Origin of the sequence: Deinococcus sp. QL22, assembly GCF_023370075.1 — a bacterium.
Classification (GTDB): Bacteria; Deinococcota; Deinococci; order Deinococcales; family Deinococcaceae; genus Deinococcus.
The window spans coordinates 662,625-675,872 of record NZ_CP097149.1 but is presented as its reverse complement, the minus strand read 5'-3'; the positions used below and the strand labels follow the sequence as shown (position 1 = coordinate 675,872).

12 protein-coding genes are annotated in these 13,248 nt (G+C 62.5%); 5 read left to right on the top strand and 7 right to left on the bottom strand.

Going from position 1 to position 13,248, the window contains the following annotated elements:
* Positions 1–62: 62 nt before the first annotated feature.
* Together yidD and yidC are read left to right on the top strand one after the other, a co-directional pair.
* A complete protein-coding gene (gene yidD, locus M1R55_RS03225; RefSeq protein ID WP_249394116.1) occupies positions 63–347 on the top strand; it encodes a membrane protein insertion efficiency factor YidD in 285 nt (94 codons plus the stop codon).
* On the top strand, positions 344–1,978 hold the full coding sequence (yidC, locus tag M1R55_RS03220; RefSeq protein WP_249393301.1) for a membrane protein insertase YidC: 1,635 nt from the start codon (positions 344–346) through the stop codon (positions 1,976–1,978). Before yidD ends, yidC begins: the two co-directional genes overlap by 4 nt.
* 133 nt (positions 1,979–2,111) lie before the next feature.
* Here the strand turns inward: yidC and M1R55_RS03215 are convergent, their stop codons facing one another.
* From M1R55_RS03215 to M1R55_RS03200, 4 genes are all read right to left on the bottom strand, one after another.
* Positions 2,112–3,158 carry a C39 family peptidase gene (locus M1R55_RS03215; RefSeq protein ID WP_249393300.1) on the bottom strand — a complete coding sequence of 349 codons (1,047 nt, stop codon included), beginning with the start codon at positions 3,156–3,158 and terminating at the stop codon, positions 2,112–2,114.
* 197 nt (positions 3,159–3,355) lie between these two features.
* Positions 3,356–4,366 (bottom strand): alpha-ketoacid dehydrogenase subunit beta, encoded by a 1,011-nt coding sequence (locus tag M1R55_RS03210; protein WP_249393299.1) that lies wholly within the window; start codon positions 4,364–4,366, stop codon positions 3,356–3,358.
* A 118-nt stretch (positions 4,367–4,484) separates the two neighbouring features.
* Entirely contained in the window at positions 4,485–5,609 is a 1,125-nt protein-coding gene (pdhA, locus tag M1R55_RS03205; protein ID WP_249393298.1) for a pyruvate dehydrogenase (acetyl-transferring) E1 component subunit alpha, read from the bottom strand.
* A gap of 511 nt (positions 5,610–6,120) precedes the next feature.
* Complete coding sequence (locus M1R55_RS03200) at positions 6,121–7,029, bottom strand: DUF4384 domain-containing protein (protein ID WP_249394115.1); 909 nt, start codon at positions 7,027–7,029, stop codon at positions 6,121–6,123.
* Positions 7,030–7,266: 237 nt separating this feature from the next.
* Between M1R55_RS03200 and M1R55_RS03195 the strand changes: the two genes are divergently transcribed.
* A complete protein-coding gene (locus M1R55_RS03195; protein ID WP_249393297.1) occupies positions 7,267–7,965 on the top strand; it encodes a hypothetical protein in 699 nt (232 codons plus the stop codon).
* Positions 7,962–9,239 carry a sensor histidine kinase KdpD gene (locus tag M1R55_RS03190; RefSeq protein WP_249393296.1) on the top strand — a complete coding sequence of 426 codons (1,278 nt, stop codon included), beginning with the start codon at positions 7,962–7,964 and terminating at the stop codon, positions 9,237–9,239. Before M1R55_RS03195 ends, M1R55_RS03190 begins: the two co-directional genes overlap by 4 nt.
* Positions 9,240–9,496: 257 nt before the next feature.
* Here the strand turns inward: M1R55_RS03190 and M1R55_RS03185 are convergent, their stop codons facing one another.
* Both M1R55_RS03185 and M1R55_RS03180 read right to left on the bottom strand, forming a co-directional pair.
* Complete coding sequence (locus tag M1R55_RS03185; protein ID WP_249393295.1) at positions 9,497–10,540, bottom strand: CAP domain-containing protein; 1,044 nt, start codon at positions 10,538–10,540, stop codon at positions 9,497–9,499.
* 272 nt (positions 10,541–10,812) lie between these two features.
* Positions 10,813–11,409 carry an RNA polymerase sigma factor gene (locus M1R55_RS03180; protein ID WP_371827175.1) on the bottom strand — a complete coding sequence of 199 codons (597 nt, stop codon included), beginning with the start codon at positions 11,407–11,409 and terminating at the stop codon, positions 10,813–10,815.
* A 259-nt stretch (positions 11,410–11,668) separates the two neighbouring features.
* On the opposite strand from M1R55_RS03180, the gene M1R55_RS03175 reads away from it, so the two are divergent.
* The gene (locus M1R55_RS03175; protein WP_249393294.1) at positions 11,669–12,046 is read left to right on the top strand and encodes an FUN14 domain-containing protein; all 378 of its coding nucleotides are present in this window, start codon (positions 11,669–11,671) and stop codon (positions 12,044–12,046) included.
* 5 nt (positions 12,047–12,051) lie between these two features.
* On the opposite strand, the gene M1R55_RS03170 is transcribed toward M1R55_RS03175, so the two are convergent.
* Positions 12,052–13,056: a LacI family DNA-binding transcriptional regulator gene (locus M1R55_RS03170; RefSeq protein ID WP_249393293.1), complete on the bottom strand. Its 1,005-nt coding sequence runs from the start codon at positions 13,054–13,056 to the stop codon at positions 12,052–12,054.
* Between the last annotated feature and the right edge of the window lie 192 nt (positions 13,057–13,248).

Below are 13,248 nucleotides of genomic sequence, written 5' to 3'. Positions count from 1 at the left end.
AGACTGTGCCGACTCCTGCTCCCGCTGTCCGCGCTCCATCTTCGGGGCTGGCGGCGCGGGGCATGGTGCGCGTGGTGCGCGGCTATCAGCGCAAGCTCTCGCCACTGAAGCCCGTGCCCACTTGCCGTTTTGTACCGACCTGTTCGCAGTACGCTCTAGAGGCGATAGAACGCTTCGGGGCCGTGCGGGGCGGGTGGCTGGCCGCGTGGCGGGTCATGCGCTGCAATCCATTTGTGCCGGGCGGTTTTGACCCGGTGCCCAGTTCGTCCCCGGCCCATCTCGGCTCGGCGGCCCGCACCCCTGCGGCTGACCCGGCCCATCCCACCGCTGGAAAACCCAAACCATGAAACCAAAACATCTGCTTCCGCTGACTGCCGTAGGTTTGCTGCTCCTGACCGGATGCGGTACCACTGGCCCGCTTCCCTCCTTCAACAACGCGATCAAGCCCGAATGGATCAAGGCCGATTTTGACGGTCTTCCCGGCGACGAATTCATTGCCACCAGCAACCTTCAAGACGTGGTCTTCAATGACCGGGGCGAAGTGATCGGCTGGTACGTCAAGTTGTACGCAGGCACGCCGTTTATCAAGAAAGACGGCACCGGCAAGTATGATTTCACGGCCCTGAAAGCGCAAAAAAGCATTATGAATCTGGTGGGGCAACCCAGTGTCCAGGTAGAGGGCGCTGCCGCTTTTCCCGCAGATCGCCGCGCGTTTGCGCTCCGGGGTGGGCCACTCGACCCAGCCCAACCCGCCGAGGCCACCGCGCCGCAACTGACGCAGAGCTTGCCGCAAAACCGTCAGGACGCCGTGTTCCGCTACACGCAGGGCGGCGCAACCGTGACCAAAACGGTGACGCTGCGGCCCCGCTCCTTCAAGGTAGACGTGAAAACCACCGTGACAGGCGGCCCTGAGCGCGTCACGATGCTGTTTCCCGGCCTCGCCAAAGCGGCCAATCCCCGCGTACAGGCGGTTCCTGTGGGGGGCCAGCCTGCCAGCGTGCAGGGCAGCGGCACCACCACCGTTCAGAACATTCAATACGCCGCGATTCAGGAAGTGGGCGGCACCTTCGGCCCCGGCCAGAACGCCCACGCCCTGATCGTGCGCCCGCAGGCCGGAACCAACGCCGACGCGACCCTCACCGGCGGCGCACAGTCGCTCCTGAGTGTCACCTTGCCTGCCGCCAGCACCGTAGAAGTCTTTGGTGGCCGCAACGAACTGATTCACCTGTACCAGAGCGGCTACACCACCCTGCCCGGCCTGTTTGCCCCCAACATTTTCGGTCAGATCAGCCTGTACATCGTCAAGTTGATGGAAGCCATGTACAAAGTAATTGGCAACTGGGGCCTCGTGCTGATCCTGCTGACCGTGCTGCTGCGCCTTGTCATGTGGCCGCTGATGCAGGCTCAGGGCCGTACCACCGCCCGGATGCAGGTCATGCAACCCAAGATCAAGGAAGTGCAGGACAAGTACAAAGACCGCAAAGACCCCGATTCGCAGCGGGCCATGCAGGCCGAAATGCAGCAGGTCTACCGCGATTACAACTTCAATCCGGCGGGCTGCTTTAGCACCTTCGTGCCTTTCCCTGTCCTCATCGCGCTATGGTCTACCATTCGTAACTTCGAGTTCGACAGTGGCTTTCTCTGGCTGCCCGACCTTGCCATTCCCGACCCGTTGTACATCCTGGCCCTGATCTACCTGATCGTGAACATCGGCCAGTTGTACGTGATGACCCGCAAGAACCCAGCGATGTTCCGCCAACAGGCCTTCATCTACCTGATCTTCCTGTACTTCGCCCTGACCTTCCCGGCAGGCGTGACCATCTACATCATTTTCAGCACCCTGATCGGTATTGGGCAGCAAATCCTGATCAACAAGCAAGTGGAGAAGGAAACCGCCAGCATCGGTACGACGGTGGTACAGAAAACGCCTCTGCGTCCGGCCAAAGTCGCCAAAACGATAGACGCGCCCAAGAAGTAAGAAAGTCCTACAAAGAACCGCCCCGGCTTACATAGTCGGGGCGGCGTTCTTTTAGCTGCTGTTTGGAGTGTGGATCGTAAAAAGTGGCAACGGCCAGAACACTCTTCACACTCTATGAGCCACATTCTACGATTTACGTTCCGGCAGCCAATCCTGTCAACGCCACCCGCGCCGCCGCAAATGTAGGCCGGACTCTCAGCGCTTCACGGTAAGCGGCTTTTGCTTTGGCGCTCTGACCCTGTGCGGCCAGGGCGCGGCCCCGCCAGTACAGGGCTTCTTCGTGGGCGGGGGCGTCTTGCAGCACGGCGTTGGTCAGGCGCAACACATCGGCGGTGCGGCCCGTGCGGGTGTAGGCTTCCAGCGGCCCGAAGGAATACCAGAGCGTGCGCCAGGGCAGTCCCCCTACCGTGCGGGCAGGCCGGGTGGGGTCAAGCGCAGCGTCTGCGCGGCTGGAAAAGGCCTGATCGTAGGCGCGGGTTGCTCCTCTGGAATCTCCCAACGCCAACCGCGCATTGCCCACGTTCAGCCAGGCAATGGCGTCGTTTTTGCGATCCGCTTCGGCCACCGCCACCCGCAAAGCTTCCCGTTTTGCCAATACCGGATCAGCCCGGAACCCCAGCAAGCCGCGCAATTCTTCCTCACGTTCCGGCGGCGATACCACCAGATAGGTGCGCCCAAAGGCCCGCCACAGTTCGTCCAACTGGGCGTAGGTGAAACTCAGTTTGCCGAGATAGGAATCCAGCGCCGTAAATTTTTGCTTGGTGTCGTCGTAGCCGTTCAGGATGCGGTAATGGCCCATGCCGCCACTGTCTGAAGTGACAAACCACGTTTCGACGATGACCGGAAATCCGGCGGCCAGCAGCCGCTTCAGCATGGCCCGGCTGCCGTTGACGGCCAAGTGCGTTTGCATGCCCTGTTTGCGGGCAAACGCGGCCAATTCGGGCGGCGTCACGTTCACGTCTGCGCCGTTGGGCTTCAGCACGGGCGCAATCTGGTACTGCGTCAGCGTGCCGCCCCAGCGACTGAGGGCCATGCCCACCGTGACCGGGCCGCAGTTGTTCAGGCGTTGGTATTCGTGCCGGATGCTGGGCACACTGGCAAATCGGGGCAGGGAAGAAGCCGCCCCAGCCAAACCGGAACAGGCCAGTAGCAAGCCGAAAGACAGGGAGCGGAGGCTCATGCTCTCTATCGTTTCAGGTCTGCTGGGGTGGGATTGTGGGGAATAGTGGAGATGACCTGGAAGGTGAACCCCCGGTTGCTGGCGCAACGCCCCCCTTATAGGTCGGGATCAAAGCTCTTTTGCTCTCGCCTCAAGGGGGCTGGCTGCGGACTGGTACAGCTGAGGATCAGAGCAGACTCGGGGGTTTTCTCTGTCCCTCAGTACCCCATCACTGTCCGAATGGCCCGCGCCACCCGCACCGCGTTCGGGCGGTAGACGTCCTCGATGGCGGTAAACGGCGGGTAAGGCGCGTCGTATCCAGTCACGCGCAGAATCGGGGCGCGCAGGCTGTCTATGGCGTGTTCAGCAATGTTGGCGCTGATCTCGGAGTGGAAGCCGCCGGTGCGGGGCGCTTCGGTGACCACCACAGCGCGGCCCGTTTTTGCCACCGAATTCAGTACGGTTTCCAAGTCCATCGGCACCAGCGTTCGCAGGTCAATCACCTCCACGCCGATGCCGTGAGCGCGGGCGGCTTCGGCGGCCTTCACGCTGACTTCCACCATGCCGCCGTAGGTCACCACCGTCACGTCGCTCCCTTCCGTCACTATTCTCGCCTTGCCCAGCGGAACCGTGTAATGGCCGTCTGGCACGCTCTCTTTGTTACTGCGGTACAGCTTGATGGCTTCCAGGAAAAACACCGGATCAGGGTCTTCTATGGCCGCCAGTAGCAGCCCTTTGGCGTCGGTGGGCGTGCTGGGAATCACCACTTTTACGCCGGGCACATGCGCCAGTATCGCTTCGGGGCTGTCGGCGTGCTGCTCTGGAGTATGCACGCCGCCGCCGTAGGGCGCACGAATCACCATCGGCAGGCTGTAACGGCTGCGGGTGCGGTGGCGGTAGCGGCCCAGATGCGACAGGATTTGATCCAGCGCCGGATACATGAAGCCTGCAAACTGAATTTCAGCAATGGGCCGTAGCCCCGCCAGGCCCATGCCGATGCCCATGCCCACGATGCTCGCTTCGGCCAGCGGGGTATCGAACACCCGGTCTGTGCCGAACCGTGCCTGCAAGCCGTCCGAGGCCCGGAACACGCCGCCCATCACGCCCACGTCCTCGCCAAACAGGTAGGTGGTGGGGTCGCGTTCCAGTGCTATGGCAAGCGCGTCGTTGATGGCGGCCACCATCGTGCGGGTGGTGGAGGCAGTGGGAGGGGTTTGGGTAGCGGTCATGCGGGAACCTCAGTTTGGAACGTGGATCGTATTGGGGAGATCGTGGGCTGAAGGGCAAGAGATTGGACGCTCTGGATGCTGTTTTTACAATCCACGATCCACCCTCTAAACTTCCGCCTCATTCGCCCACCTCACGCAGAATCTCGGCCCGCTGCGCCACCAGTTGTGGGGTCGGCTCGGCAAACACATGATCCAGAATCTCAGCGGGTTCGGGTTCGGGGTAGGTGTCGGCCTCGTTCAGCGCGGCCTCAAACTCCTCGGCAATCTCTTTCAGCAGGGCGGCGTCGCTGTCTTCGGTCAAGATTCCTTCGGCCAGCAGATGCACCCGAAGGCGCGTGATCGGGTCTTTTTCGGCCCAGCCAGCGGTGTCGGCGTCGGTGCGGTAGCGGGTGGGGTCGTCGGCCACCGTGTGCGCGGCAATGCGGTAGGTCACGGTTTCGATCAGGGTCGGCCCCTGTCCGGCGCGGGCGCGGGCCACCGCTTCTGCCGTCACCTGATACGTCGCCAGGACATCGTTGCCGTCCACGCGCACGCCGGGAATGCCGTAGCCATCGGCGCGGCGGGCCAGATTGACGGCGCGGGTCTGGGTGCGGGTGGGTACGCTGATGGCCCAGCCGTTGTTCTGCAAAATAAAGATGCACGGCGCGTTCAGTGCTCCGGCAAAGTTCAGCGCCTCGTGAAAGTCGCCCTCGCTGCTGCCCCCGTCTCCGATGTAGGCCATCGCCACATTCTTGGTGCCCTTGCGCTGCTCGGCCAACGCCGCGCCCACCGCGTGCGGGTACTGCGTGGCAATCGGGATGTAAAAGGGCAAGACCTTCAGGTGTTCGGGCATGTGCCACCCGTGCGGGCTGGTGCGCCAGTAGGCCAGCGTGCGGGCAATCGGCAGGCCCAGCGTCAGGGCCGCGCCCGTATCGCGGTAGGTCGGAAACAGCCAATCGTCAGAGGTCAGGGCCGCCGCCGTGCCCACCTGACTGCCTTCCATGCCCTTAAACGGCGGAAATACTCCCAGCCGTCCTGTGCGGTACAGCACCCAACCACGTTCGTCGAAATGGCGAATCCGGCGCATGTGGCGGTACAGGCTCAGGCGGATTTGGGGATCGGGCAGGGCGTCCGGGTTGGGCGCGGTGCCGTCGGGCGCAAGCAACTGAAAGGGAATATCGGTGGCGGGCGCGTGCCGGGGAAAGTCGGTCAAAGCGTCCGGCGTGGGCGCGGCAGTGTTGGATATAGCGGAGAGTTTGGTCATAGGAACTCCTGAAAGGGGAGAGGCGTGCAGCACACTGAACAGCAGACGGCCAAACTACCCCAGTCAGGGAGCGCGGCGCTGGTTCATCAGGCGCGTGCTGGAGCTGGGGCCAGTGCTGCATGCCGCCGCGTCCGTCCATTTGTCTGTGTGAACCGTCATTCCATCACCCGATCTGCCCCTCGCTTGAGCTGTCTTGGGAGTGCTGCGATTGGTCTAAAAGCTTGAGGTGTCTAGCCTACCAGACCTGCCTAACGCCCGTTTGGGGAGGGTGGACAGTTGTGGGTGCTTCGTCTGAGGGTCTGAAGGTCTAAGCGCAGGTCAAAGGCAATCGCTGGCGCTGGCCGCTCTGCTCTTGCGCTTGTCATGTCCTGCAAAGAACAAAGCAGAAGCCTGAGCACGCTTTTCTCAGACCCTTAGACCCTAGCCTCTTAGACATCTCACCCACATCCCACAACCCAAAAAAACCGCCGCCCCTGCATGCAGGAGAGCGGCGGTGATGTGTTGAAGGTCTTTAGCGGCGCGTGATCGTTACGTCGAAGCGGTTGCCACGCTGCTTCACTTCGAGGTTGGCGCTGCCCCGGTTGCTCTTGAACTCGCTGCGGATGTGGTTGCCGGTCTGACGGCTGCTGACCAGCGTAAAGCCTTCATTCCGCAAACGGTTCACGTACTCGGTGTTCAGGTCGCCCAGGCTGCGGTTGCTGCTGAAGGTGGTTTTTGTGACGCCGACGCTGTAGCCGGGCTGCACAGGCTGAACCGGAACGGGGCGCACAGGTGCGGGCTGCACAGGCTGGATGGACGTGGGGCGAACGGGGGCCACATTGCCCTGAGCCACGTTATAGACGGCGGTGGCCGAATCCCAGGTGTTCTGGGGCACGGGGTTCACCACGATGCTGAGGGCCTGCGCCAACCGCACTGGCCCCTGCGCCGCAGGACTCACGGGTGCGAAGGTGTTCTGGCCTGCCCGCACATTGGCAATCTGGTCGATGTTCAGGGCCGTCTTGCTGGCCACCGCCAACACCTTGTTCAGACCGTAGGGTGCGGCAATCGTAAAGGTAAAGGTATCGCCGTTGCTGGGAAACACTTTGACCGTGTTGGCCTTCAGGAAATTCGCGCCGCCTGCGTAGCCGTTGGGCAAAATCAGATCCACCTGTCCCTGCGGGTCTACGTTGAACAGGTACACATACGAATCCTGAGACACGCTGGTATACAGGCGAATGTTCTCGCCGGGGTAGTAGTTGGGGGTCTGTGTGCCGGTGCTGTCACGGTCTGTCCAGACGCGCACATTCACGGTGGTGGGTACCGGATTCACGATGATGCTCTGGGCACTGATCTGGGGTGCGGCCTGAACGCTGCCCAGCGATGCGGCAGCCAGCAGGACGCTGAGGGTCACGCCAGTAGTAAGGGTCAACTTGTTCTTCATGAGACCATCTTGCTCGCCCCGCGTGACGGCGGCCTGACCTGACCCCTGTTCAATCATGATGTTTTTCTCATCGGCACTTCAGGATGCAGCCGAGTCTTCCAGTTGAACGACCCGTCTTTTAATCTTCAGCTCTTTCAGGGAAGGTGGCAGCCCAGCCCTATTCTCTAACTGACCATATTGCATTTAATGCGTAACCAAGGCGACGTTTTTGTCTACCCAATACTCTAGACTGCGGAAGTGACCCACCATGAACCCGGCCTTTCTCAGACGGCCTATGTTGTGGTGAGCCGTAAATGCAGCTTTCTGAAGTCTCGGCCTCTGCGGTGGGCCGCTTCCGCGCTCGCGATAACCGTTGGTGTGTTCGGTCTGGGGTCGGCGGCCTTGACCCAGAACGTCTCTGCGTTGCCTGCTTCCCGGTTGCCTACATCCCGTCAGGCCGCCTCTATCCCGGCGCTGCCCAGTCCAGATCCTTCGCCGCGTGCCTTCCGGTATCTGCGCCCCGGCAAGACCGCGTTGCCTGCGGCCAAACCCGGCGAACGGGTCATGCTGACGCTGGAAAGTCCGGGCCACAGCCTGAAGCTGACGCGGGCACAACTGCTGGCCCTGCCCACCATGCGCTACACCACCGAGCAGCCTCAACTGCACCGCCGGTTTACTTATGAGGGCGTGCCTCTGCGCGATCTGGCGCGGTTGGGCGGCTTTTCGGGCAAAGACCTGCGCGTCTATGCCAGCAACGGCTTTATGACCGTGATTCGGGCCAGCGACTACCTGAGTACGCCCATCATGCTGGCGCACTCGGCTGAGGGAAAGCCTATTCCAGTGCTGGAAAAAGGCCCGCTGACCATCGTTCTTCCCGCCGATGCGACGCAATTTCCGGCCCGGCTGTATTCGCGCTATTGGGTCTGGTATGCCGCCAAAATCTCCGCCGCCCCATGAGCCGCGCCGAACCCGCAGGTCAGCCCAGCAGTAGGGGGGCAGAACCCAGCTGGCCAAAGCAGGTGCCCCGAATAGTGACAGCGCGGGAGATTCTGTTGGCGGCTCTGCCCGCCCTCCTGACCGTACTGCTGCTGCTGCTGGTGACCCGGCCTGCCTACACCCGGCTGCTGGAAAACGACAATGGGTGGTCGCCCTACGCCTATCAGGGATTGGTTCAAGAAATTTTGAATTATCAGGTGGCCCGCCTCGATCCGTCGCAGCCCCCCGCCGAGTTGCCTGATATTCGTGACCGTGCCCGTTCCAGCGCCCAGAATCCCGGCCAATTCACGTCTTTGGAGAGGGTGGAGAGTTACGGGGACGCCCGGCTGGAAACCGTGAACCGCCTGCTCCTACAGGACACGCCCGAATCGGTGGCCGCCGCCGGAGCCGAGGCCATTCTGCTGAACTCTCAGGCCAACAATTTTGGGCAAGAAACGGGCGGCGAATACTTCGAAGCTTTTTCGGACATGCGCCGCGCCCTGATCGTGACGGCCATCATTACGGGCCTGCTGAGTATGTTATTGACGGTGCGGGCGCTGTGGCTGTGGCGCACCGAACGCGAACGCCGCAGCCTGCGCGAAGCCCGCCAACGCGAGGCCCTGAACTTGGCCAGCCATGAACTCCGGCGCCCACTGCAAAAGCTGATGCTGGCCAGCGACCTGATGCGGCACGCCGACACCCCTGAACAGCGTCAACACCTGCTGACCCTGATCGAAGACAGCGCCGCCCAACTGGCGAGCCGCGCCGACCTGACCCGCCTGAACGATCTGTATCTGGACGTGACGCTGAAAGTCATGCGAACCGATTTACGCCCGCTGGTACGCCGCGCCGCGGAAGCCGGGGGCCGCGTGACCGCCCATGTGCCTGATATGCCCCTGATCTGGCCTGTGGACGTGAACCGCACCCGGCAGGTCATTGAAAATTTGGTTGAAAATGCCCTGAAATATACGAACGGGCCAGTCGAACTGACGCTGGGTGAACGGGGCGGCCAGCCAGAAATCGACGTGCGCGACTTTGGCCCCGGCATTGCCCCCGAACTGCGCGAACAGGTGTTCTTGCCCTACGAACGCGGCCCAAGAGGGCTGACCGAAGGACATGGACTGGGGCTGTCGCTGGTGCGCCGTTACGCCCGTGCCCACGGAGGCGACGTGACTCTGCACACGCCCGAAGAAGGTGCGGGAACGTTGGTGAGGGTGCGATTTGGCACGCCGCCACTGGCCGAACAGGGGGCGTGAGGGAGTTGCAAGTTGTGCGGCTTGTTGGTCTAAGCGTCAAGGGGCTGAGGGTCTGATACCAAATTGCGATGATTTGCGAGAATCATCCGACTGGCAAAGCTCTGGTAAAGCTACGGAGCAGAGCGAGTGACGAAAGCTGCGGGCTGGCGGCTATGGACGGACATCCGGTGGGCTGCGGGAGGGTCGGGAATCAGCGCAAATCCGTCTAAGATAAGGTCACGAGAAAGCAGCGGTTCACTTTTCTACAGCTCAGCTTGTTACAGCCGGGCAAAGACCTGCGTCCAGTACGTCTTGTATTTGGTTCCGAGCCGGGTCACGTAGCTGAGGCCGATAAAGCTGAAGTCGCCCATGATGTTGCGGCAATGGCCGGGACTGCGGAGCCAGCTGTCTACCACCTCTTCCGGGGAATCTTGCCCGGCGGCAATATTTTCGGCGCTGCTGCGGGGCTTCATGCCGGTAGCCTGTACCCGGCGAAACGGGGTGCTGCCGTCCAGAGCGCTCTGATGGTCAAAATATCCGGCGAGGGCCATGCCCGCCGACTGGGCAGTGGCGGCCAAATCCAGCTGTGGCATGCGGGCCACTGGGGGTAGGGCCGGGCCACCCTCGCGCAATGTGGCGCAGTTCCAGCCGCGTTGCCGGGCACGGTTGGTCAGGCGCAAGACCTCGGCATCAAAGGGAACGCTGCCGCCCAGCGGAGCCATCGTAAAGCTGAGGCTGCGCTCCAGCACGCCTGCACTGCCGGGCACGCGCACGGTTACTCGGTGTTGTCCGGCGGCCAGAGCCACTGCTTTTGGCCCCACTTCGCGGCCATTGATCAGAATGCTGGGCGTGCCGGGCGCATAAGCCACGCTGCCCGCCGAGCTCACGCGCACTTCTCCGGCACCCAGTAGCAAGGTCACTTCGGCCCGCTCTGCGCCGCTGCTCTGCACGTCCAGTTGCCCGGTGGCCGTGCTGACCAGACGGCCCTGCGCGTCCAAAATCTGGGTTTTGACGGTGTAGCTCCCGGCCCGGTAATAGGTGTGCCGCACCTCTGCGCCCACCCCCCCTTGCCCGTCGCCGTACTCCCACGCCACGCGGTAGCCGCCGGGTACTGTGGCCGTCATGGTCACGTCCAGCGGGGCGCGGCCCTCACCGTTGGCGCTCAGACGCACGCTGTAGCCAACAGATTGCCGCGTCTCTAGCGCCTGCGCCAACGAGGACAGACTGCGGCCCAAATCTGTCCAAGACACGGCACTCAGACCGACCAAAAGAAAGGCTCGGCCCCACTTGGGCTTCAGGGTTTTCTTTGTTCTGGCGCTCACCCATTCAGCTTATGCGGGCAAATCTTAAGATGACGTGAAGGAATCTACGCGGCGTTCTGGGGGCACTGGGGGAATGGGGTGCAGAGACTTGACTTCAGCACCGTTGGAAAAGTTCCAACTGTTCGGCGATTGCTAGATGCTCTGAATGTGTGGGCCACAGGTCATGAACCTCTGGCGTTCCCGGACAAATGCTCTGACTTGGCCTGTTCTTGCCGTCCATATCATCTGCTCGGCTCTCACGCTTCTCGACTCATCAGAGGCGAAGTTGTCGGCTAATGCACGTCGGCAACGTCGGCCAGCAGGGCGGCCAACTGCTCTTTGGCCCGGAACACGCGGCTTTTGGCCGTCCCCACTGCCACGCCCTGAATACGGGCAATTTCGTCATACGGCAAGTCTTCGACAAAGCGCAGTACCACGGCTTCCCGGTATTCCTCGGGCAGTTTCAGCAGGGCACGCTGCACCCGGTCTTGGGCCTGGGCGCTCTCGGCGGCCTGGGTGGGGCTGCGGGCCGCACTGGTGACCTCAAACCCCACGTCCTCGCGGGCTTCTTCCAGACTAAAGCGCTGCAATTGGCGGCGGCGATGGGATTCGATCTGGGTATTTCGGGCCACCTGATACAGCCAGGGCAGCACACGTTCGCCGGGCCGGAACGTGCGAATAGAGCGCCACGCGCGGTAAAACACTTCCTGCGTGAGGTCTAGGGCGTCTTCGCTGTTGCCCTCCAGGCGGTACAGGTAGCCGTACATCCGGCCCTCGTATTCGGTCACAAAGGCGTGCCACGCGGCTTCCTCGCCCGCTGTGAGTCGTGCCAGCAATTCCGCAGACAGCAGATCAGGGGGTATAGGGGGCAAATCCGGGGCGGGTTCCACGTTGCCTACACCATACCGTCCCGGCCCGCCCTGCGGCAGCACAATAGGAGAATAGGCCACAATGCTCAGCGCCGGGGCTCCGGTGGTAGGAAGTTGACGACTCGGGACAAGCAGGAAAGGCGAGCAGGAAAAGCACCGTCTGTAAGGCTAAAAATCCTTTCTCAGACCCTTAGGCCCCCGACCCTTGGACGCCTTTCACGGTGCCCCACCTCCTGACAGGTCTGTGCAAGACCAAATGCTCTAGCATGCGTCCCCGTCCATGTCCGTGCCCCTTCCTAATTCCACACTGACTGATCCCACTTCTGCAGATTCTGTCCTCTCGGGCGGCCTGCTGGCTTCCCTGCTGCCCGACCTGAGCGTGGGCGCGGTGCTGGGCTTTGCCACCGGGTACGCCCTCAAAAAGTTGGGTCGCGTGGTACTGCTGCTCGTCGGCCTGCTGTTCATCACGCTGCAGGTGCTGTCTTGGTTCGATCTGATTACGGTGCACTGGACGCGGGTGCAGGCCCTCAGCGAACCCTGGTTGAGGCAGGGCAGCGAACAGGGTGCGGCATGGCTTTCGCGCCTGCTGACGGCCAACCTGCCCTTTGCGGGGGCTTTTACGGCGGCGCTGTTGGTGGGCTTGCGGGCACGCGGCTAGCTGCTTCAGGCCGTGTCGCGCACCATCAATTTGGGTTCGAAACGGCGGGCGCGGGCGGGGCCACGGTGTCCACCCAAGCGCGACAGGAGCAACTGGGCGGCCTCGTAGCCCATGTTTTCTACCGGTTGGTGCAGGGTGGTCAGCCCGCGTGCGGCGGCCCAGGGCTGATCGTCGAAGCCGATAATCCGCACATCCTGCCCCGGCGTCAGGCCGCGTGCCCGTACCTCGTCCAGCAGCGATCCGGCCAGCAGATCGGCAGAGGCGAATACCGTGCAGGGAAAGCCCCCCGCCGACGCGATCTCGTCCAGCAGCGTGCAGGCGCTGTTGCGTGCGGCCAGTGGGTCAAATGAAGAGGTGTGTTCACTCACCACTTCCCGGCCCGCTCCAGCCACCGCCTTCAGGAATCCGGCGCGGCGATCCTCGAAGACGCGGGTGGTAAACAACTGATCGAGTTCCGTTTCCACCCAGATGGCGTGCAGCGTTCCCGGCAACGTGGCGGCGTAGTCTCCGGCCAACTTGCCGCCCGTCACGTTGTCCATAAAGGCGCAGTCCACGCCCTCGGCGTAGGCGTCGACCAGCACGGTAGGCTGCTGCGTTCGCAGGCGGTGCTCGTTAAACATCTGCGTCAGGTTGTAGGTTGCCATGACCAAGCCATCGGCCTGATACGCCAGCGTATGCGACCCCAGATAGCGTTCCAACCGCGAACGATCCAGCAGCGGAAAAATTGCCACGTCGTACCGCGCTTCCTGAAACGCTGTCTCCAGGCCGTCCAGCAGGCGCACATAAAACTCGGTGGTTACAACGGGCAGCAGCACGCTGATGGTGTAGCTTTTGCCGCCCGCGATGCGCCGGGCGTGCGGATTGGGCGTGTAATCGAGATCGGCAATGGCCTTCAGCACCGTTTCGCGGGTCGCGCCGCGTACAGCAGAGTGATTGTTCAGCACGCGGGACACGGTGCCGACGCCGACACCCGCCTCACGGGCGACATCCTGAATGGTGGGCTTTCGCATAGGTATACCGGTCACCATACCGCGTTGCGTGGAACGGGTTCCATCACGAGGGAGCCGGGTAAGTGGTTAGTCGTCTAAGCAGGCAGGACGGCAGACCCACGTTTTGGCCTGCCAGACCTGCCGCTGACCGCATACAGGGACAATTCAGCCCGGCCTCTGCGCCTAGACTGCTAGGCAGTGGCGGCCGGGGCA

Excerpts from the sequence above, each read along its gene's own strand:
- yidD (WP_249394116.1), top strand. The coding sequence starts at position 63 with ATGGTGCGCGTGGTGCGCGGCTATCAGCGCAAGCTCTCGCCACTGAAG.
- yidC (WP_249393301.1), top strand. The coding sequence starts at position 344 with ATGAAACCAAAACATCTGCTTCCGCTGACTGCCGTAGGTTTGCTGCTC.
- M1R55_RS03215 (WP_249393300.1), bottom strand. The coding sequence starts at position 3,158 with ATGAGCCTCCGCTCCCTGTCTTTCGGCTTGCTACTGGCCTGTTCCGGT.
- M1R55_RS03210 (WP_249393299.1), bottom strand. The coding sequence starts at position 4,366 with ATGACCGCTACCCAAACCCCTCCCACTGCCTCCACCACCCGCACGATG.
- pdhA (WP_249393298.1), bottom strand. The coding sequence starts at position 5,609 with ATGACCAAACTCTCCGCTATATCCAACACTGCCGCGCCCACGCCGGAC.
- M1R55_RS03200 (WP_249394115.1), bottom strand. The coding sequence starts at position 7,029 with ATGAAGAACAAGTTGACCCTTACTACTGGCGTGACCCTCAGCGTCCTG.
- M1R55_RS03190 (WP_249393296.1), top strand. The coding sequence starts at position 7,962 with ATGAGCCGCGCCGAACCCGCAGGTCAGCCCAGCAGTAGGGGGGCAGAA.
- M1R55_RS03175 (WP_249393294.1), top strand. The coding sequence starts at position 11,669 with ATGTCCGTGCCCCTTCCTAATTCCACACTGACTGATCCCACTTCTGCA.
- M1R55_RS03170 (WP_249393293.1), bottom strand. The coding sequence starts at position 13,056 with ATGCGAAAGCCCACCATTCAGGATGTCGCCCGTGAGGCGGGTGTCGGC.